The organism is Aphanothece sacrum FPU1 (assembly GCF_003864295.1).
Taxonomy (GTDB): domain Bacteria; phylum Cyanobacteriota; class Cyanobacteriia; order Cyanobacteriales; family Microcystaceae; genus Aphanothece_B; species Aphanothece_B sacrum.
Map to the genome: position 1 here is coordinate 39,820 of NZ_BDQK01000001.1, position 18,973 is coordinate 58,792.

Consider the following 18,973-nt stretch of genomic DNA (forward strand, 5'->3'; position numbering starts at 1 on the left):
TATGGGTTAATTTAGTGTGAGGAATAAGAACTAAAAAGAATGAGATTGTGAGCTTCTATTAATCTTCTTTAATAATTTCTCTTTGGGGGCCAATGGCATAAAAAGTTTGCATAGAATTATCACTAAAATCATAATCACTATTGTCGCAAGGCCGCCAAGAAATGCCATTATAGCTAGTATATCTATCTTGAGTCACACACAATTGAACTTTTTGAACTCCCTCTTCTTTTAACTGTGGACGTTCAACAACTTCATCTCGATTAACTTGTACATAGGTATACCAATCATCAGGGTGTAACAGACATTCCCCTGGTTCTACCATCCACCATCCTTTAGCCACCCAAACATTATCTTTATTAAGATAAGCAGCAGAAACCTGAAGTAATTGATTTCTATAGTTGCATAATTCTCCAGCTTGGGCCGTTTTAGGAGAGAAGACAGACTCACCCAAAACCATGCCTAGAATAGCCAAAGATAATAACACCCATTGATTTTTCATGGCTTTTTCTCCTCAAAACCCAATATTTTAACTGAACTTTAAGTAAATTTTAGCAAGAAAAAAACGGGGGGTTATCAGGTTTTATCTTTTATTATTCTTAAAATAAGCCTCCATCACCTGTTTTACCATGGGGCCGGCCGTCGAACCACCGCCACCCCCTGTATGTTCCCCAAAAGCCACCACCACAATAGTCGGATTATCAAAAGGTGCAAACCCACCAAACCAAGTATGAGATTCACCAGGGGGGGCTTCGGCTGTGCCACTTTTTCCACCAACAGGGGGCAAATTCGGCACATTTAGGGCTTTACCTGTACCTTCTGCTACTACGGCCCGTAATCCTTCCCGTAGGGTTTTAATCGTGGTCGGTTTAAGATGGAGGGAAGTACGCCACTTATTAGTATCTTGATTATTATCAAAAAAGTGAGGTTTGACTCGATAACCCCCATTAGCCGGAACTGCAAACATTACCGCCACTTGTAGGGGACTTGCTTGAGTAAATCCTTGACCAATGGACATATTCACCGTGTCTCCATCAGTCCATTCCCAATTGTAGTTTTTTCGTTTCCAAGCGTCATCAGCAATTAATCCTGGTGCTTCTTCGTCTAATTCAATACCTGTCGCTTTGCCAAACCCGTATAGACGGGCCCATTTAATTAAGGTAGGCCCTCCCACTCCTCGGCCAATTTGTCCATGAAACGTATTACTACTCCAAGCTAAGGCCCGTACATAACCCATGGGGCCAAATCCGGCCCGGTTCCATTCTCCAAAGGCCGTACCGCCAACATTCAGATAAGCAAAGGTATTTAAGATGGTATTGGGGGGATATTTGCCAGATTCCATCCCGGCCGTTGCTGTGACGAGTTTAAAGGTAGAAGCAGGGGGAAAACCTCGTAAAGCTCGATTAACAAAAGGATTACCTTTACTTTGCACCTGTTTCCAAATTTTAGGGGTAATTTGACTAGAAAAGACATTAGGATCAAAAGAGGGATTACTAACCATAGCTAATACTCCTCCAGTTTGGGGATTAATGGCGACAATTGCCCCTTTACGGTCGCCTAAGGCCGCTTCTGCTGCTCTTTGTGCGTCTAAATCCAGGGTGAGGGTGACATCTTTGCCGGGTTGGCCCACTTTCTGCCCTAAGACTTTCATTACTTTTCCTGCACCATCTACCTCTAATTGAATACCTCCCCATTCTCCCCGTAATTGTTGCTCATAAGCCTTTTCTACCCCCATTTTGCCCACAATATCCCCTAGACGATAGCCTTCGGCCTGACGTTTTTTTAATTCTTCGGCGTTAAGCTCTCCGGTATATCCTAAAACATGGGCCCCCATCGCTTTATTGGGGTAATCTCTGACGGTTTCGATATCGACTTCAAGTCCGTTGAGTTCGGTTTTGAATTCTTCTAGGGCCGTAATTTGGGCTGGGTTAAGACTTCGAGCGATACGGATTAAAGTAGGGGAATTATAGCCAGCTTGTTCAATTCTGCTTTGAATACTTTCTTCGGGGATAGATAACAGTTGAGATAGATATTTTAAGTTTTTGGGCCAATCTGGTTGTTTTACCACAATAGGCCACAAATAAGCTGCATGAGTCAGACGAGTTGAGGCTAAAACCCGTCCTTTGCGATCAAATATATTACCCCGAACTGGAGGTTTAGGAACAATACGAATACGGTTATTTTCTGCTTTATCTCGATAAATATGTCCTTGCCATAGTTGTAGAACAGCTAAACGGGTTCCAATAGCTCCCAACAAAATCAGACTCACTAATAACATAATGTAAAGGGGCTGACGTTTCTGGCCAATGGTTCTATTGGTTTTTTGTTGTCGGACATCATAGAAACCGTAGCTGTCAGTGGATATAGAGGTATGTAGTTTAGAGTGAGAATTTTGGGTAAGCCGCATATCACCTATTGAATGATCATTAAGGTACTAGGATAGCCTTTTTCACATAACCATCGCTTTAATTCTAGAAGACCGATGATTTAAAAAGTTCGGCGTTGCTCAATTAAGGTATGATTTTTATCTCGCGCTCCCGACAAGGCAATCGCTGTAAAAAATTAATAACGGATTTCCAAAGACATAATGGTGATTCAATCAGAGGTGTATGGCTTGTTTCTAAAATTATTAATTTTGCATCTGGAATTGAGGTTACAAGGGACGAAGCAAGTTTTGAATATTTCTGGTCTCTAGAACCAGCAATTACCAAACAGCGCACTTTAAGCTCTGATAATTGATCCCAAACAGAAGGCATTATCCCAGTATTAAAGTATTTTAGACTGCAAGCCAAACCTGATTTTTGAATGGGTAAACGCTTTTGTATTTCTTGAGCAATAAAATCTGTACCTCGTTCAGTAATACCTTGAAAAAGTGGTTGTGATAACCATTGATTTAAAAACTCAATAGGCTCTAAACTGAGAATTTTTTGAGCTAGTTGGTTATCTGCCCTTATTCGCTCTGAGCGAATAGTTTGATCTTCAATCCCAGCCGTTGTAGATACTAGAATTAGAGATTGAATTTGAGCCAGATTTTTGAGGGCAAATTGTAGAGCTAGTCGTCCACCCATTGAATAGCCAAATAAATGAAACTTATTTAGACCTAAAGAAGACAACCATTCTTTTAGTAATTTAACCTGTGCCTCAGTATCAAACGCAGTGGCAGCTTCTAACACTTTTGTTTTTCCGTGTCCAGGCAAGTCAGGAATTAAACATCGGTAGTTATGAAAAATTTCTTCTGGCAAGTTTAAAAAGCTATGACTGCTATGAGTAAAACCATGTAAAAATACAATAGTTTCTTTTTTTTTTGACAAGAATCAAGGTAATAAAAATGACCTAGATTATTTTTATGGCAACAGCCTTGTAAGTCATTATGAATTAAATTATTGATATTATATGTTTCAATTTTCATCAGTTATTGGGGACTTATTTTTGCTAATTTTTGGATAAATTATCCAATTTGAATAGGAGTTTTTATTTTATCAAAATATTTCATTATTTGCAAAAAAGTGCCGATTTTATTTTCGATTTCTTGCCATTCTTCTTGAGGATCAGAACCCTGCACAATGCCTGCGCCTGAAAAGAGAGAAAGTTTATTATTGTTTATTAAGCCAGAACGAATTCCTACGACAAATTCAGATGAGTCGTGTCCTACCCATCCCACGGGACTTGCATACCAACCTCTTTCAAAAGTCTCTATTTGCTCTATGACTTCAAGAGCTTGTACTTTGGGATAGCCACCTACAGCAGGTGTCGGATGTAACTTAGATAAAATTTCTGCATCGGAAACTTCATCAAATAAAATGCCGTTGCAAGGAGTATATAAGTGCTGAATTTTATTCAGTTTTAAAAGCATTGGTTCTCGGTTTAATCCTACACTATGACACATCTGAGCAAGTGCGCCTTGCAAACTATGAACAACAAATTTGTGTTCTCTGAGGTCTTTATCAGAGTTGAGAAGTTCCTCACCGAATTTTTGATCTTCTCGTAAAGATTTTCCTCGGCTACGAGTACCAGCAATTGCTTCAGTTTGTAAGAGTTTTTCTAAGCGAAAATATAAGCGTTCTGGTGAGCCTCCGATAAAAGCGTTTCCCTCACTCGGTTGAAAACAAAAACGAAAAAGTCTAGTATTGGATTTTTTTAGTATTTCAAGCACTGTCAAAGGCTCTACTTGCCCTAAAAATTCAAAAATGGCTTGGCGTGCTAGAACGATTTTAGCGGTTTCACCTCGCTCAAAGCTGGCTAAAGCCATGTTAATATTTTGATCCCAGTCACGTTCATTGGGAATATCTTCTCTCTTAATAAATTCAGGTAATTCTTTGCTTTTGTAAAAAGAATCAAAAACCAGTTCGTCTAATTCATTTAAAAGGTATTCTAACTGTCTGTTATAACTATCTGAATGTTGAAGTTTAAAGTTGCAAACTAGAGAAGTATTCTGATTATCACGATACAATTCAAATCGAGGAACAATAAAGCGATAATTGCCAAATCCTTGCCAACAAGAGGCTAAAATTGGTTTCCCATTGAAATTAATCCCTCCATAGTAACGAAGATTTTTGCAATCAGGAGAAAGGAACTTATGGAAGTGATTAAAACAGGAGGCCAAATCAATTGTTTGCTGACCATGTATAACGTCTGCTTCTCCTACACCAGCCATTTCAAACTTTTGTTCTCGATCTGACCAATAGGTTTTAATATTGTTTTTTTGTTGCTGAAGCCAACTTAGCAAATTGAGAGAATTTAAGGGGACTTCCAGCCGAATAAATTTATCAGTATTTGGTAATAAAAATATGTCATGAATAAAAAAGGCTTTTAGCTTATCGGCTAGAGACAATTTAGCTTGGCTAAAATCAACATTGTTACGAGTTCTCATCATAGTTATCTTCCAAAAAGATCTAACCGATTTAATACTAAAACACTTTCAGACAAGCTAGATTTTGATACAAAAGTTTACAAATTCTAGTCGTCCAAAAGCTTGCCTATTAATGCAAGAACCTCACTCAGTCCTACGGGCGAAAATGAAATCCGCTTGACATCAGGGCTTCAGCTTAAGTTAGGGGCATTCACCTCAGACCACGATTATAGTGACAGACTCCCAACGCTAACCAAGCACGAGTATAGCGCGGGTTTGGTCAATAGTATGGAACAAATTGAATCTCTCCTGACTGATTTTCTGGAAGAGATTAAACTTAATTATGTTCAAAGTTTATCTCAAGAAGATGTAGAGGATATTTTAGAACAGACAAGGGCTTTACGTCAATCAGCAAAAACGACTGAATATTAAAAAGGTTAAGTGATTATAGTGGTAAAGATAATTGCTGTATTTTTTTCTCTAAATTATATTGTGAAGAAACAAAAAAATTAACATCGTCTTTATCGTGTGTATTCAAGTATTCAAGAATACAGTTAGCTACATATTCAGCTAATTTTACAGGAACAGCATTACCTATCATCTGTTCTAAATTTGTTTTTGAACCTTCCCAGATAAAATTATCAGGAAAGGTTTGTAGATAGCTTCTTTCTTGAGTTGTTAAAGGACGAATTTTTGAGGATAATAAAGTCGCATCACCAAGATGTGATTGATAGGTTTTGGGAATAGGTCGGTTAACACCTCGGATAGTTGGACTTGGTTCATCAATACTAAAAATTGCTCGTCTTTTGTAACTTCTAGGATGTCTATAATAATAGTCAATACCAAATTTATCCCCCAAATAATCCCTAATTGTCATGGATTTTTGAGATAAGTTCTTTTTTAAGTATAAATTTAATTCATTATCTTTCCCTTGATAAATACCAATCCAAAAAAATCGCTTTATTTTTTGTGGAACACCACATAAACTGGCATCTAAAATAATTTCTGTTATACCATATTCTGCTTTTTTTAAAATAGCTTTAGCCTGTAAATATTTATGAGTTTGATTGAAACGTTCTACGTTTTCTAAAACAAATATTTTAGGTAAAACTTCGCTTATAATCTTAACAAAGGCAATTGTTAAATCTCCTCGTCCTAAGTTTTCATCTCTTTTTCCCGCACTGGAAAAATCTTGACAAGGTGGGCCCCCTATAATCATATCAGGGTTTAAATTTTTGAAGTGTTCTAGATATAATAGATATTGATTGAGATTCCAGTTATAAATAGGATGATTGAAATTTTGACGATAAACATTAACAGAAGCTTCCCAATTATCATAAGCAGCTAAAATACTATATCCAGCATTTTGAAACCCTAATGATAGTCCACCACATCCCGCAAATAAATCAATCACTTTCATTTTTTACCTTGTATGATATTGATGAGTTCTTGATCCACTTAAAGCAAAAGCTTTGTCATTTTTAGTATTTAATGAAATCTGGTCTATTGTTTCTACATGATTAATTTTATTTATGTTAGCAAAATCAAATAACATTTTAGCTAACCATACAACACATCGTTTATGACGGGTTATTTTATCTGAATTAAGTTCTGATTTTGCTGAATCTATGAATAACCTGGTAAAAGCTAAGTTACTCCACATAAATATATCTAAACATTGTTCATGAAGTTTAGCAGATTTTCCTTCTGTTTTCCAAATAGGTTGCATAATAAGAGGAAATTGATGATTAATACATGAATGAATCGTAAGATCAACAGCTTCAACTAATTCATTCATGACAGAGAGAATACAACTTGGAGATGTCCAATCTTGAACTAGATTGCAAATTGGATTAAGATAATCCTTTAGTATTTGTTGATTGTGTTGATAAGTTTTGGCAATACTAACGGCTAGATATACTATTGTTGGTGGTCTAACAACAATTTCACATCCATATTTATCATCTGATAACTCACAAGTTGTATTATCTGGTAAAGCGGTTAGTTTTATTTCTATTCCGCTTAAACATAAATTGTTTTTCGATTTATCAATTGTTACTAAATCAATTCTTGGGAGATTTCCTATCACGATATCTTGATAAGGTATATAATCTCTTTCAAAAGCAAAAAATAGATCACCAGAAGTATAATCTAAACCTAAAATTGAAGATACAGAAATCTTGCTATGATTGACATTTAGCTGATTATTAATTGTTAAATAAACTGGTTCTAAGTTCCTGTGACTCATATAACAAGCTAAAGCAGCAGGAAAAGAACTATTAAATTGATTTTTGCCCCAACATTCTTGTTTAGTAAAATCTCTATTAGAGTGATTAATTCCAAACAATCTAGGGTTTATATTTTCATTCATTCATATAATCCTTTTATAAATAAAAAAGGTGAGTAATACTCACCCCCATAAACCCAAACTATCCTAAGTACCGAAGCAAAATTAATTGTAAAGTCGGGGCGGGTTTTGATATAGTCGTAATGGTTGAGTAACAAATGTTTTGGCTAAACCCGCCCCTACAAATTTTGTGTAATTAATTTTGTGTACCTACTTAATATTATTCCATCATGTTTGTAAAAAAATCAATGGTATCTTTTAATGCCACAATAAAGGCATCAATTTCTTCACGGGTATTATAAAAGTATAAACTAACTCGACAACTTCCAGAAGCATTAAATAATCGATGTAAGGGTTGAGTACAATGGTGTCCTGAACGAATAGCAAAACCTTCATGATCTAAGAGGGTTGATAAGTCACTGCCATGTATCCCTTCAATATTAAATGCAGCTAATGCTGCCCTTCCTTTGCCATCTTCTGTAGGTTTTGGTCCATAAATTCTCAGATTAGGAATTTCTCCTAATTTCTTAAACAAATAAGCAGTTAATTCTTCTTCGTAAGCATGAATATTATCCATACCTATTCCCATTAAATAATCAACGGCTGCCCCTAAAGCGATCGCTTCTCCAATAGCAGGGGTTCCCGCTTCAAATTTATGGGGTAATTCTCCACAAGTAAAGCCATCAAAAAAGACTTCATTAATCATTTCTCCCCCGCCTAAAAATGGAGGCATTTCTTCTAATATTGCTTTCTTTCCATACAAGAAACCAATACCAGATGGGCCACACATTTTATGACCACTCGCTACTAACCAATCACAGCCCATTGCTTGTACATCAATAAGGGTATGAGGAACACTTTGACAAGCATCAATTAATACTTTTATTCCTGATTTATGGGCTAATTTAATAACCTCATTCACAGGATTAAGACAGCCTAATGTATTAGAAATATGGACAATTGTAACCAACTTCGTTTTGTCAGATAACAAAGATTTGAAGTGTTCTAAATCAAAGGTTTCATCAGCAGTTAATTGAACATATTTAATCACTGCCCCTGTCTTTTTAGCGATGATTTGCCAAGGAACAATATTACTGTGATGTTCCATAACAGAGGTGATAATTTCATCCCCTGGTTTTAGATTATTTAATCCCCAACTATATGCTACTAAATTGATAGCTTCAGTTGCATTTCTGGTAAAGATAATTTCTTGACGAGAAGCTGCATTAATAAGCTTAGCTATCTTATCTCTTGCCCCTTCATAAGCTTCTGTCGCCCTGACACTTAAAGTATGGGCCCCACGATGAACATTTGAATTATCTTGTTCGTAATAATTGCGTAAAGCATCAAGTACCGCAACAGGTTTTTGAGAAGTAGCAGCACTGTCTAAATAAATCAAAGGTTTGCCGTGAATTTTTTGATGTAAAATCGGGAAATCTTTACGGACTTTTACGGCGATGGTTTTTTCTTTAATAGCAGTCATTTGGCGTTACCAGTTATCAGTTATTAGTTACTACCGCAAACAAGTCGGTAGCTTGAACAGTTATCAGTTATCAGTTATCAGTTATCAGTTATCAGTTATTAGTTATCAGTTATTAGTTAAAAGTTTTGATAACTGTTCACTGTTTTACATCCCCTTGCTAATAGGAGGTTTGAAACCCCTTTTTTTGGTCATAATTAACTCAGAAGTTAGAATTTGTAGGGGCGCAAGGCTTACACCCTTGAGCAATTTTTAAGATACTTAATTAAGCATCTAGGGTACGACAAACAACACATTGAGTCAGTCTTTGTCGCAAAGAAGTTAGAGGTATTTTTTCTAATATTTCTGCGGCAAAAGCATCAATTAATAAGTGACGGGAATCAGTTTCATTTAAGCCCCGACTCTGTAAATAAAAGAGTTCATCTGCTTCTAATTGACTAATGGTTGCCCCATGGGAACATTTAACATTATCTGCCGTAATTTGTAATTCTGGTTTGGTATTAATACGGGCTTTGGGTGATAATAACAAATTTCGATTTAATTGGGTAGCATTGGTGACTTGGGCCGGTTTAGGAACGAATATTTTGCCATTAAAAATACCGTGACCATTACCATCTATAATACATTTATGTAACTGATGAGCAGTACCATGAGTATGATTGAGCAAAACAGCACTATGAGTATCCGAAATTTGCTCACCATCAATCATGGTTAACCCGTTAAGATTCGTTTCCGTTTGCTTGCCATTTTGCCATATTTGTAGAGTATGACGAGACAATTTTGCTCCTAAATTCACTTCATTACAAGTATAACGACTGTCTTGATTTTGAGTAATGGCAGTCTTCCCAATATGGAAGCTATCCGCCAATTCTCGTTGAATGCGACTATGGTTAATTTGGGCGTTATCTTCTAAGCAAATTTCTGTCACAGAATTAGTAAAATAAGGCTGATTTTGTATCACTTCAGAACATTGTTCAAGTCGGCCATAATATTCAACTAATGATAAACTAGATCCCTTTTCTGCTACAACTAAAGTACGAGGTTGAATAAGGCTAGGACTATCACTTCCAACAGCAATAAAAAGCAATTCTATGGGGGTTTCAACGATAATATTAGGATTGACCAAAATCACAGCAACATCCCTAATTCCTGCTGTATTCAATGCCGTAAAAGCGTCTCTTTCCCCTTCTTGTTTACCTAAAAACTTGACAACTTTACTTTTTTGTGTATCTGAAAGGTTGCTTAAATTTCCGATATAGATATCTGTTGGTAAAGCAGAAACATTAGATAATTGGGAAACATATTGCCCATTGACAAAAACGAGGCAGCTTTTTTGAGTTTCAGGTAAGATAAAAATATCAGCAATTTGTTGACTAACTGTTGCGGGTTTTGCTGCTGTAAATTCTAGCTCATACAATTGGGAAATATCCGTAAACCGCCATTCTTCATCCCGTTTACTAGGAAAACTTAATTCTTGGACTTCAGAAACAGCATTTTTCCGTAAGGTTTGCAGATAGTCAGCATCAATAACAGGAGGATTGGCTTGACACTGTTGTAATAAGTTGTCTAAGTAGGTTTCTGAACCGGTTTTGTCTAGGGTTGGGTTATTCATGCGGTTAAGGTAAATAATACGCAAGTATGCTTTCTTAGTGTAAGCAGGTTGAGTCTATCTCAAACGTTGATGCCATCTGAGGACTGAACCTGACTCTATAACTATCTTACAATAGTTTAGCAACATTTTTGTTGTTAAAGTAGCTTTTTGGCATCGTAGAGTGTTTGATATTTCTGGGAGAAACAACAGACGTAGGGGCATGGCGTTAATAAGATTTTGGAGACAAGGAAAAGTTTAATGATACCATGCCCCTACAAGTGCAATAGTTAACATGGCCAACACATAATCTACAGTAATCTGGAATACATCGTCTTAATTGATTAAATTTTATTAAAATACTCCTAAATACTTGACATGCCTTCAATTTTCAGTTAACCACTGATTTAAACTATCTAAGTCTGAAAAATCAAATAAAGCTAGGGATAAATTATCTAAATTATTAGACGATAGTTCTTTAACTTTTTGTTCGGTTGATAAAGGAATATTGCCTAATTTTAGATGAAGTTGACGTAAAATTAAAGCTTGTTTTCCTTCCATTTCTCCTTGTTTTTGTCTTTCTTCTCCTTGCCGTTTTATCTGTTCTTCTGGGGTTAAACAACGTTTACCTTGTTGATCATACCAATATAACCATTCCCGTTCAATCCCTTGATAACTTCCCCTCTCTCTCCCTATTCCTATTCCAATTTCTGATAACCAAATGGGTTCACCTTTTAGTAATTCATATTCTCCATTATTTAATTGATAGACTTCTAAACCGAGTTTTCTTTTGCGTAATGGATTATAAATTACATAATATAAAATCCCCATTTGTGCATAAAAATCTTTCTTTTGCGTATATTCTTTACGTCTTTTATGAGAGACAACTTCTAAAGCTAAAATGGGAATTTTTTGTTCTTCCCACAACACATAAGATAAGCGTAAATCTTCATCAATAATACGAGGGACACCTACACTTAAAAATCCATCGGGAACAATGGCAGGTTGATAAGGATCATAATAAATACCCATATCAACCCCAAAATACCAATCTTGTCTTTCTGACCAAATTAATGCCAGAATAGACTGAAGTAAATGGGGAATAAGGTCTTGTAATTCGTTATCCACTGGGGTATCATCAGAATCAGGTAAATCTTCCGCAGAGGGGAGACAATGGTTCGGATTATAGTTTAATAGCATTTTTCAACCTGTTCTCTATATATTCAGGATCTTCAACGAAATTACACACACTTATGACCCATACCCTGCTTATGTCATAACATAAAAATACCCCTTTTGTCAAATTCGGTCAAAATTTGACATTTTGGCTAAAACTGAAATTTATTAAAAATAACTTAGAAAGATATAATTTGTAGGGGCTTAATAATATTAAGCCCTGAAATTTAACCTTGGTCAACAAGTAAGAAGTGATATAGTTATGGGCATATTTTATTTATTGCCCACCCTACTCATAAGTTAAGCTTTGGCTAGTAATTTTTCTTCAATGAAGTCATAACCAGTTGCTTCTAATTCAAGGGCTAATTCTTTACCACCTGTTTTCACAATTTGTCCAGCGTGCATCACATGAACATAATGAGGTTCAATATAATCAAGTAAGCGTTGATAATGGGTAATAACCAATAAAGCATTATCAGGGGTTGCTAACTGATTAACTCCGTTTGCTACAATTCTTAAAGCATCAATATCTAATCCTGAATCAATTTCATCTAAAATAGCTAAACTAGGTTCTAATAAAGCCATTTGTAGGATTTCGTTGCGTTTTTTTTCACCCCCAGAGAATCCCTCATTTAAACTTCTTTCTAAGAAGCTAGGATTCATTTTAACAATTTCTAATTTCTCCCCAACTAAATCTTCAAAATCAAAAGTGTCAATTTCTTCTAACCCTAAATGTTTCTGACGGGCATTATAAGCAACCCGTAAGAAATCTAAGTTACTGACTCCAGGAATTTCTAAAGGATATTGAAAGGCTAAAAAGATGCCATCTAATGCTCTTTCATGGGGTTCTTTATCTAAGATATTTTCTCCCTTATAAAGCACTTCACCCCCAGTTACTTCATAATCAGGATGACCCGTTAAAACTTTTGATAAGGTACTTTTTCCTGAGCCATTTCTGCCCATAATAGCATGAACTTCACCTGCCTTAATTTCTAGGTTAAGCCCTTTTAGAATAGGGGTTCCTTCCACATTAGCAGTCAAATTTTTAACAGATAAGATAACGTTACTCATTGTTTTTGTTGATTGTTAATTGTTGACAAATACCAGTTATCCTCTCTCAAAACTGATCACTGATAACTGGTCACTGATAACTGTTTATCCCACAGTTCCCTCTAATTTGAGACTTAATAACTTATCAGCTTCGGATGCAAATTCCATCGGCAACTCACTCAAGACATCTTTACAGAAACCACTGACTAACATCGAGACAGCATCTTCTTCAGAAATACCCCGTTGAGCAAAATAGAAAAGTTGGTCTTCCCCTATTTTAGAAGTCGAGGCTTCATGTTCAACTTTTGATGTGTTATTATCTACCTGAATGTAAGGAAATGTATTCGCCTCTGCATTATCCCCAATTAACATAGAATCACATTGAGAATAATTTCTCGCCCCCGTTGCTTTCGGGCCGATTTTCACTAAACCGCGATAACTATTCTTAGAATTTCCGGCAGAAATTCCTTTAGAAATAATGGTACTTTTGGTATTTTTGCCAATATGAATCATTTTAGTTCCGGTGTCAGCTTGCTGCTTATGATTCGTTAAAGCAATAGAGTAAAATTCTCCAACAGAATTATCTCCTACCAACACACAACTAGGATACTTCCAAGTAATAGCAGAACCCGTTTCTACCTGAGTCCAAGAAATCTTAGAGTTAACCCCTTTACATAGGCCACGTTTCGTCACAAAGTTGTAAATTCCGCCTTTACCATTTTCATCGCCAGCGTACCAATTTTGCACCGTAGAATATTTAATATCCGCATTATCTAACGCCACTAATTCTACAACTGCCGCATGAAGTTGATTACTATCATACATAGGGGCTGTACAGCCTTCTAAATAGCTAACGGATGCACCTTCTTCGGCCACAATTAAAGTCCGTTCAAACTGTCCCGTATCGCCATTATTAATGCGAAAATAAGTAGACAATTCCATGGGACATTTTACCCCTTTAGGAATAAAGACAAAAGACCCATCAGTAAACACAGCAGCATTGAGAGCAGAGAAGAAATTATCATTAACAGGAACGACGCTACCGAGATATTTTTTGATTAACTCAGGATGTTCTTGTAGTGCTTCAGAAATGGGACAAAAAATAACTCCAGATTCTGCTAATTTCTCTTTAAAAGTTGTGGCCACGGACACACTATCGAAAATAGCATCTACGGCTACATTACTAAGGCGTTTTTGTTCCGATAAAGAAATACCTAACTTTTCAAATGTTTCTAATAAAGTAGGGTCAACTTCATCCAAATTTTTGAGTTTTTCCTTCTTTTGTTTGGGGGCAGAATAGTAGATAATATTTTGATAGTCAATTGTTGGATAAGTGACATGGGGCCAAGTGGGTTCTGTCATTTTCTGCCATTGCTTATAGGCTTTGAGACGAAACTCAAGCATAAACTCTGGTTCATTTTTCTTCGCAGAAATAAGACGGATAACGTCTTCATTTAAACCGCGAGGAATAGTATCAGCTTCAATGTCAGTAACAAAGCCGTATTTATAGGGTTGGTTGACTAGGTTTTTGACCGTTGTTGCACTCATTAGATTTTGTGTTCTCCATTTCCGTGTAACGTCTCTCCCAAACACGGGAGAATCAAATAATTCAAAGATGGCAGGTGACAAGCAGTCAACCCCACAAGGTAGATGTCTCCAGGACAGAGATTAATAAAACAACATTTTTGTTTCTTAATTCTATCCTACAATAGATTAACAAGCTTATTGTTGTCAAAGTGACATTCATCTAAAATCTTAGGGAACTTTTCTCCTAAACCATTAATATTTTCGGAATATGAGTTTAAAAATGACTATTATGCAGCCTCCTTCTACCAAAGAAGATATTTTGCAACATTTACTCAAACAAGGTCAAGCTACCGCTCAAGCATTAGCTGATACTTTCGATATCACTCCTCAAGCAACCCGCCGTCATTTAAAAGATTTGGAGGAGGAAGGCTTAATAGAACATCGGGCCATACAAGGAGGGTTAGGACGACCCCAGTATAAATATTATCTCAGTAAACGGGGACGCGATCGCTTTCCTAACCGCTATGGAGAGTTTGCGGTGTCTTTCTTGCATACCCTGACGGAAACCGTCGGAGAAACCCAGGTTAAAGAGGTGTTACGCAAGCAATGGGAACGAAAAGCGGATGAATATCGCCATCGTATCGGCGAAGGGTCATTAAAAGAAAGGGTGGAGAGGTTGGTTAAACTGCGACAAGAAGAAGGTTATATGGCTGAATTACACCCTGTTAATGGCAAAAATGAGTCAAATGGTCAAAGGGGTGGTTATATCCTGGCTGAACATCATTGTGCTATCTCTGAAGTTGCGGAGTCTTATCCTACGGTTTGCGGTCATGATTTAGAAATGTTTGCCGCAATTTTGCCTGATTGTACCATAGAACGGATTAATTGGATTAATCAAGGAGAACATAATTGTGGGTATTTAATACAAGTTAAAAATAATTAATTATGAATTATGAATTATGAATTATGAATTATGAATTATGAATTATGAATTATGAATTATGAATTATGAATTATGAATTATGAATTATGAATTATGAATTATGATTCATGATTCTAGGCTCTTTTTCCCGTCTTCTTCAAGATACACACTGTTACCCTATCTATAATTTACGCATAGATTAAGATGAATCAACCTCAATCACCTGCTCAATTTCTAACCCTTGAAGAATCTGCTGATGTAGATAAAGCCTTATTAACTGCACCAGAAAAATTCTTAACCCGTTTAACGATTTCTTCTTTGAGACTATTAACTATAATTGCTCAAGATGTAGGAGTTTCTATGGAAGAATTAAGTCATCAACAAGTTATTGAATGGTTTGAGAAAGATGGCAAAATTAGACGAGAACAAGGCGAAGATGCTTCCGTTTTAAAATGGTAATAAGAGGAAAGATGAACCATGATTGATCAACTTAAAAATAGATCAAAATCCGAGATTACTTATCCTGATAGTGACGGTAAACCAATGTCAGATAATACAATTCAATTTCGTTGGATTACAACCATTAAGTATAATTTAGATTGGTTATTTGCCAATGATGGAAATATTTTTATTGCTGGAGATTTGTTATGGTATCCCCTTGAAGGGAATAATAAGTTAAGACAAGCTCCTGATGTTATGATAGTCTTTGGTAGACCGAAAGGTGATCGAGGTTCTTATCAACAGTGGAAAGAAGAAAATATCGCACCTCAAGTGGTTTTTGAGATTCTTTCTCCGGGTAATACTCAAACAGAAATGACTAAAAAATTATTATTTTATGATAGATATGGAGTAGAAGAATATTATATTTATGATCCTCCTAAAAATGATTTGAATGGGTTACAACGCATTGATAATAGATTAGAAAACATTGAAAACATAGATAATTGGATTAGTCCCCGTTTAGGAATTCGGTTTGAAATAGGTTCAGGCGAATTACGATTGTATTATCCTGATGATAAACCTTTTCAATCTTATGTAGAAATAGCTCAACGCTTACAAGAATCTGAATTAGAACTGATTAAAGAACGTTTGAAGGTTCAAGAGGAACATCAACGGGCTGAAAAATTAGCGACAAAATTACGAGAATTAGGAATTAATCCTGATGAAATTTAATAATAAAATATATTATATTTGAGCTTATACAAAATCTTAATCATTAAATAAAATCCTTAAGCTACAATTAAAAGTAAGAAAATAATTGAAAGGAATGCCTTATGACCATTACATTAAAAGTTCCTAGTATTGCCTGTGGTGCTTGTGCTAATACTATCACTAAAGCTATTGAAGGGCAAAAACCAGAAGCCAAAATTTCCATTGATGTTGAGGCAAAAATTGTCACCGTTGAAACAGACGCTTCTGAAGATACAATTAAGGAAATTATTACCGGGGCTGGCCATACAGTTGAAGTATAATTATTCTGAGGGCTTAATGATATTAAGCCCCTACAGAAGATGTATCTATGTCAGTTCTATTTATTATCTATCATCATATTTAATCTATGGTATCCTACGCAATTGATTTTGGTACAAGCAACACAGTAATTACTCGATGGAATGCGGTTACACAACAACCCGAAACCATTAAACTATCAGGAATTTGTCAACAATTGGGAAATAATCCTCCTTTAATTCCTAGTTTACTTTATGTAGAAAATGCTAGTCAAGCTCAAGTATTAGTAGGTCAAAAAGTACGCGATTGCGGCTTAGATTTATCAAATAATCCGCGTTTTTTTCGTAGTTTTAAGCGAGGAATTGGAGCAAAAATTCAAGGATTTTTACCCGAACTTGATCAAACAATTATTACCTTTGAACAAGTGGGCGAATGGTTTTTAAATACCTTAATTCAACAATTACATAATCAAAGTGTTAAACCATTAGAGTCTTTAGTTTTAACGGTTCCTGTCGATAGTTTTGAAAATTATCGTCATTGGTTAAGTCAAGTTTGTCAAGGTTGGGAAATTGAACAAATTAGACTCTTAGATGAACCGACTGCTGCTGCATTAGGTTATGGAACAACTGAAGAAGATTTATTATTAGTTGTGGACTTTGGGGGAGGAACGCTTGATTTATCTTTAGTTCAATTAGACGCTAAAAATAAAGAAGAAAATCAAGGTTTTATTTTAAAATGGGGACAAAAATTATTAGGTGAAAGTGCTAGTCAAAAAGTAAGATTAGCGCGTGTTTTAGCTAAAGCAGGAATGAATTTAGGAGGTTCAGATATTGATGATTGGTTAATTAATTATTTCTCTAAAACACAAAATTTATCTAAATCTTCTTTAACTTTACGGTTAGCAGAAAGACTAAAAATTAAATTATCTTCCCAAACTGAGGCACAAGAAGTACATTTTAATGATGAAACTTTAGATAGTTATGAATTAGTCTTGAATAGAGAACAATTTGAAACGATTTTAAAAGAACAACAATTTTTTGCTCAATTAGATGAGTTAATGTCCCAAGTTTTGCAACAAGCAAGACGAAATGGCATCGAAAAAACGGATATTAATAAAGTTTTATTAGTGGGAGGAACAGTAAAAATACCAGCAGTACAAACCTGGGTTAAACAATATTTTGATGAGTCAAAAATTAAATGTGATCGCCCTTTTGAAGCTATTGCCCAAGGAGCGTTACAATTAGCTCAAGGATTTGAGGTTAAAGACTTCTTATATCATAGTTATGGTATAAGATATTGGAACCGTCGAAAAAACTGTCATGATTGGCATCCTATCATTAAATCAGGACAATCTTATCCTATGAATAAACCCATAGAAATCAAGTTAGGAGCATCCATAGAAAATCAACCCAGTATAGAATTAATTATAGGGGAATTAGGAGCAGAAATAGGAGGAACAGAAGTCTATTTTGAGGGCGATCGCTTGGTGACTCGTTCTAGGGGAAATGGGGAAACTAATGTACAAGCTTTAAATGATAGAGATGGGGGCAGAAATATTGCTCAATTAGATCCCATTGGTTCTCCCGGAAGTGATAGAATTAAGTTACAATTTTGGGTAGATGAACAACGATTTTTAAGAATCAATGTGGAAGATTTATTAACTCAAAATCGGTTGACTAATAATCAAATTGTTGCTCAATTAAGTTAAGATTTAGGGCGCGTCGTAACCCACCATGTTAAACAGTGTAACTTGGACATACATTTTCTACCAAGATGTCGGGAGAGCCTATTTTTCTAGTAAAATAAAAAGATATTAGGGACATGGCAATAATAAGTTAAAGATTTCAAGATAAAATTTTCTAGTGCCATGTCCCTACATTAAATTAAGATGAGAGTATTCATCGTATTAATGATGTCAAATGAGGTTGATTTATTGACATTTCTATCTAATAAAAATGCTTGAAGTCCAACAGTTTTTGCTGCATCATAATCTTCTTTTTGACTATCCCCAATATGCCAAGCTTGATGAGGATGACAATTATATTTATCTAAAGCTACATCAAAAATTCTACTATCAGGTTTAGCTGAACCAGTCATGGAAGAAATGGTAATACTACTAAAAAAATCTGTCAAACCAAATAAACCTAAAACCTCATAAATACGACTATCAAAATTAGAAATAATCCCTAATTCAACCTCTTTACTTTGCCAATATTTTAAAACTGGAATGACATCATCATAGAGAAACCAAGGATTTGCAGTGGCAAAATACTCATAAAGTTGTCTAAAAAAAACATCAAAATCACTAAACTTTTCTAAGGCCTCTACTTGTGCAAAAGTCGTTTTAGCTAGACTATACCACCATTGATATTCTAACTCAGGAATTTTCATTGAATATACTTCAGAAAACGCCAAGGGAGAGGCCATTTTAAAACTTTTGAAAAAAGCCAAATCCAAGGCTTCAGCAGAGATTTCTACGCCCATTTCAGAGGCAATGGTGCTGTAAATTTCCCCCACTGTCCCTCGAACGCCGAATAAAGTCCCGACAGCATCAAAAAAAATGACGTTAGGTTGTTGCATTGCTCATA

18 protein-coding genes are annotated in these 18,973 nt (G+C 35.6%); 6 read left to right on the forward strand and 12 right to left on the reverse strand.

The window, feature by feature from the left end:
• Positions 1-58 precede the first annotated feature (58 nt).
• The 4 genes from AsFPU1_RS00175 to AsFPU1_RS00190 all read right to left on the reverse strand — a co-directional run bounded on the left by AsFPU1_RS00175 (position 59) and on the right by AsFPU1_RS00190 (position 4,870).
• Positions 59-499, reverse strand: coding sequence for a DUF1036 domain-containing protein (locus AsFPU1_RS00175; RefSeq protein ID WP_124974199.1), 441 nt, complete (start codon positions 497-499; stop codon positions 59-61).
• An 81-nt stretch (positions 500-580) separates the two neighbouring features.
• Positions 581-2,404 (reverse strand): penicillin-binding protein 2, encoded by a 1,824-nt coding sequence (gene mrdA, locus AsFPU1_RS00180; RefSeq protein WP_124974203.1) that lies wholly within the window; start codon positions 2,402-2,404, stop codon positions 581-583.
• A 103-nt stretch (positions 2,405-2,507) separates the two neighbouring features.
• Positions 2,508-3,308: an alpha/beta fold hydrolase gene (locus tag AsFPU1_RS00185; RefSeq protein ID WP_125061017.1), complete on the reverse strand. Its 801-nt coding sequence runs from the start codon at positions 3,306-3,308 to the stop codon at positions 2,508-2,510.
• Positions 3,309-3,445: 137 nt separating this feature from the next.
• Positions 3,446-4,870 (reverse strand): isochorismate synthase, encoded by a 1,425-nt coding sequence (locus AsFPU1_RS00190; RefSeq protein ID WP_124974209.1) that lies wholly within the window; start codon positions 4,868-4,870, stop codon positions 3,446-3,448.
• A gap of 264 nt (positions 4,871-5,134) precedes the next feature.
• Between AsFPU1_RS00190 and AsFPU1_RS22355 the strand changes: the two genes are divergently transcribed.
• Positions 5,135-5,278 (forward strand): hypothetical protein, encoded by a 144-nt coding sequence (locus AsFPU1_RS22355; protein ID WP_172957487.1) that lies wholly within the window; start codon positions 5,135-5,137, stop codon positions 5,276-5,278.
• A 13-nt stretch (positions 5,279-5,291) separates the two neighbouring features.
• Here AsFPU1_RS22355 and AsFPU1_RS00195 read toward each other — a convergent pair whose 3' ends face one another.
• From AsFPU1_RS00195 to sufB, 7 genes are all read right to left on the reverse strand, one after another.
• Positions 5,292-6,266: a DNA cytosine methyltransferase gene (locus AsFPU1_RS00195; protein ID WP_124974212.1), complete on the reverse strand. Its 975-nt coding sequence runs from the start codon at positions 6,264-6,266 to the stop codon at positions 5,292-5,294.
• 3 nt (positions 6,267-6,269) lie between these two features.
• Complete coding sequence (locus AsFPU1_RS00200; protein WP_124974215.1) at positions 6,270-7,217, reverse strand: HindVP family restriction endonuclease; 948 nt, start codon at positions 7,215-7,217, stop codon at positions 6,270-6,272.
• A gap of 196 nt (positions 7,218-7,413) precedes the next feature.
• Positions 7,414-8,676, reverse strand: a complete 1,263-nt coding sequence (locus AsFPU1_RS00205; RefSeq protein ID WP_124974218.1) for a SufS family cysteine desulfurase — start codon at positions 8,674-8,676, stop codon at positions 7,414-7,416.
• 262 nt (positions 8,677-8,938) lie between these two features.
• Complete coding sequence (gene sufD, locus AsFPU1_RS00215; protein ID WP_124974224.1) at positions 8,939-10,285, reverse strand: Fe-S cluster assembly protein SufD; 1,347 nt, start codon at positions 10,283-10,285, stop codon at positions 8,939-8,941.
• Between the two features lie 360 nt (positions 10,286-10,645).
• Positions 10,646-11,461, reverse strand: a complete 816-nt coding sequence (locus AsFPU1_RS00220) for a DUF4351 domain-containing protein (RefSeq protein ID WP_124974227.1) — start codon at positions 11,459-11,461, stop codon at positions 10,646-10,648.
• A 276-nt stretch (positions 11,462-11,737) separates the two neighbouring features.
• Complete coding sequence (gene sufC, locus AsFPU1_RS00225; RefSeq protein ID WP_124974230.1) at positions 11,738-12,508, reverse strand: Fe-S cluster assembly ATPase SufC; 771 nt, start codon at positions 12,506-12,508, stop codon at positions 11,738-11,740.
• 84 nt (positions 12,509-12,592) lie between these two features.
• Positions 12,593-14,035, reverse strand: a complete 1,443-nt coding sequence (sufB, locus tag AsFPU1_RS00230; protein WP_124974233.1) for a Fe-S cluster assembly protein SufB — start codon at positions 14,033-14,035, stop codon at positions 12,593-12,595.
• A 259-nt stretch (positions 14,036-14,294) separates the two neighbouring features.
• On the opposite strand from sufB, the gene sufR reads away from it, so the two are divergent.
• The 5 genes from sufR (at position 14,295) to AsFPU1_RS00255 (ending at position 18,093) form a co-directional block, all read left to right on the forward strand.
• Positions 14,295-14,957 carry an iron-sulfur cluster biosynthesis transcriptional regulator SufR gene (gene sufR / locus AsFPU1_RS00235; protein WP_124974236.1) on the forward strand — a complete coding sequence of 221 codons (663 nt, stop codon included), beginning with the start codon at positions 14,295-14,297 and terminating at the stop codon, positions 14,955-14,957.
• A 183-nt stretch (positions 14,958-15,140) separates the two neighbouring features.
• Positions 15,141-15,395, forward strand: a complete 255-nt coding sequence (locus AsFPU1_RS00240; RefSeq protein ID WP_124974239.1) for an NDH complex assembly factor CRR9 — start codon at positions 15,141-15,143, stop codon at positions 15,393-15,395.
• 18 nt (positions 15,396-15,413) lie between these two features.
• Positions 15,414-16,109 (forward strand): Uma2 family endonuclease, encoded by a 696-nt coding sequence (locus AsFPU1_RS00245; protein WP_124974242.1) that lies wholly within the window; start codon positions 15,414-15,416, stop codon positions 16,107-16,109.
• Between the two features lie 101 nt (positions 16,110-16,210).
• Complete coding sequence (locus AsFPU1_RS00250) at positions 16,211-16,408, forward strand: heavy-metal-associated domain-containing protein (RefSeq protein WP_124974245.1); 198 nt, start codon at positions 16,211-16,213, stop codon at positions 16,406-16,408.
• Between the two features lie 86 nt (positions 16,409-16,494).
• Positions 16,495-18,093 carry an Hsp70 family protein gene (locus AsFPU1_RS00255; RefSeq protein ID WP_124974247.1) on the forward strand — a complete coding sequence of 533 codons (1,599 nt, stop codon included), beginning with the start codon at positions 16,495-16,497 and terminating at the stop codon, positions 18,091-18,093.
• A gap of 170 nt (positions 18,094-18,263) precedes the next feature.
• On the opposite strand, the gene AsFPU1_RS00260 is transcribed toward AsFPU1_RS00255, so the two are convergent.
• The gene (locus tag AsFPU1_RS00260; protein ID WP_124974249.1) at positions 18,264-18,965 is read right to left on the reverse strand and encodes an HAD-IA family hydrolase; all 702 of its coding nucleotides are present in this window, start codon (positions 18,963-18,965) and stop codon (positions 18,264-18,266) included.
• Between the last annotated feature and the right edge of the window lie 8 nt (positions 18,966-18,973).

Bases quoted from the DNA above. Each gene is read 5' to 3' on its own strand.
- sufC (WP_124974230.1), bottom strand. From the start codon at position 12,508: ATGAGTAACGTTATCTTATCTGTTAAAAATTTGACTGCTAATGTGGAA.
- AsFPU1_RS22355 (WP_172957487.1), top strand. From the start codon at position 5,135: ATGGAACAAATTGAATCTCTCCTGACTGATTTTCTGGAAGAGATTAAA.
- mrdA (WP_124974203.1), bottom strand. From the start codon at position 2,404: ATGCGGCTTACCCAAAATTCTCACTCTAAACTACATACCTCTATATCC.
- AsFPU1_RS00245 (WP_124974242.1), top strand. From the start codon at position 15,414: ATGATTGATCAACTTAAAAATAGATCAAAATCCGAGATTACTTATCCT.
- AsFPU1_RS00220 (WP_124974227.1), bottom strand. From the start codon at position 11,461: ATGCTATTAAACTATAATCCGAACCATTGTCTCCCCTCTGCGGAAGAT.
- AsFPU1_RS00240 (WP_124974239.1), top strand. From the start codon at position 15,141: ATGAATCAACCTCAATCACCTGCTCAATTTCTAACCCTTGAAGAATCT.
- AsFPU1_RS00190 (WP_124974209.1), bottom strand. From the start codon at position 4,870: ATGATGAGAACTCGTAACAATGTTGATTTTAGCCAAGCTAAATTGTCT.
- sufR (WP_124974236.1), top strand. From the start codon at position 14,295: ATGACTATTATGCAGCCTCCTTCTACCAAAGAAGATATTTTGCAACAT.
- AsFPU1_RS00205 (WP_124974218.1), bottom strand. From the start codon at position 8,676: ATGACTGCTATTAAAGAAAAAACCATCGCCGTAAAAGTCCGTAAAGAT.
- AsFPU1_RS00260 (WP_124974249.1), bottom strand. From the start codon at position 18,965: ATGCAACAACCTAACGTCATTTTTTTTGATGCTGTCGGGACTTTATTC.
- AsFPU1_RS00255 (WP_124974247.1), top strand. From the start codon at position 16,495: ATGGTATCCTACGCAATTGATTTTGGTACAAGCAACACAGTAATTACT.
- AsFPU1_RS00200 (WP_124974215.1), bottom strand. From the start codon at position 7,217: ATGAATGAAAATATAAACCCTAGATTGTTTGGAATTAATCACTCTAAT.
- sufD (WP_124974224.1), bottom strand. From the start codon at position 10,285: ATGAATAACCCAACCCTAGACAAAACCGGTTCAGAAACCTACTTAGAC.
- AsFPU1_RS00250 (WP_124974245.1), top strand. From the start codon at position 16,211: ATGACCATTACATTAAAAGTTCCTAGTATTGCCTGTGGTGCTTGTGCT.
- sufB (WP_124974233.1), bottom strand. From the start codon at position 14,035: ATGAGTGCAACAACGGTCAAAAACCTAGTCAACCAACCCTATAAATAC.
- AsFPU1_RS00195 (WP_124974212.1), bottom strand. From the start codon at position 6,266: ATGAAAGTGATTGATTTATTTGCGGGATGTGGTGGACTATCATTAGGG.
- AsFPU1_RS00175 (WP_124974199.1), bottom strand. From the start codon at position 499: ATGAAAAATCAATGGGTGTTATTATCTTTGGCTATTCTAGGCATGGTT.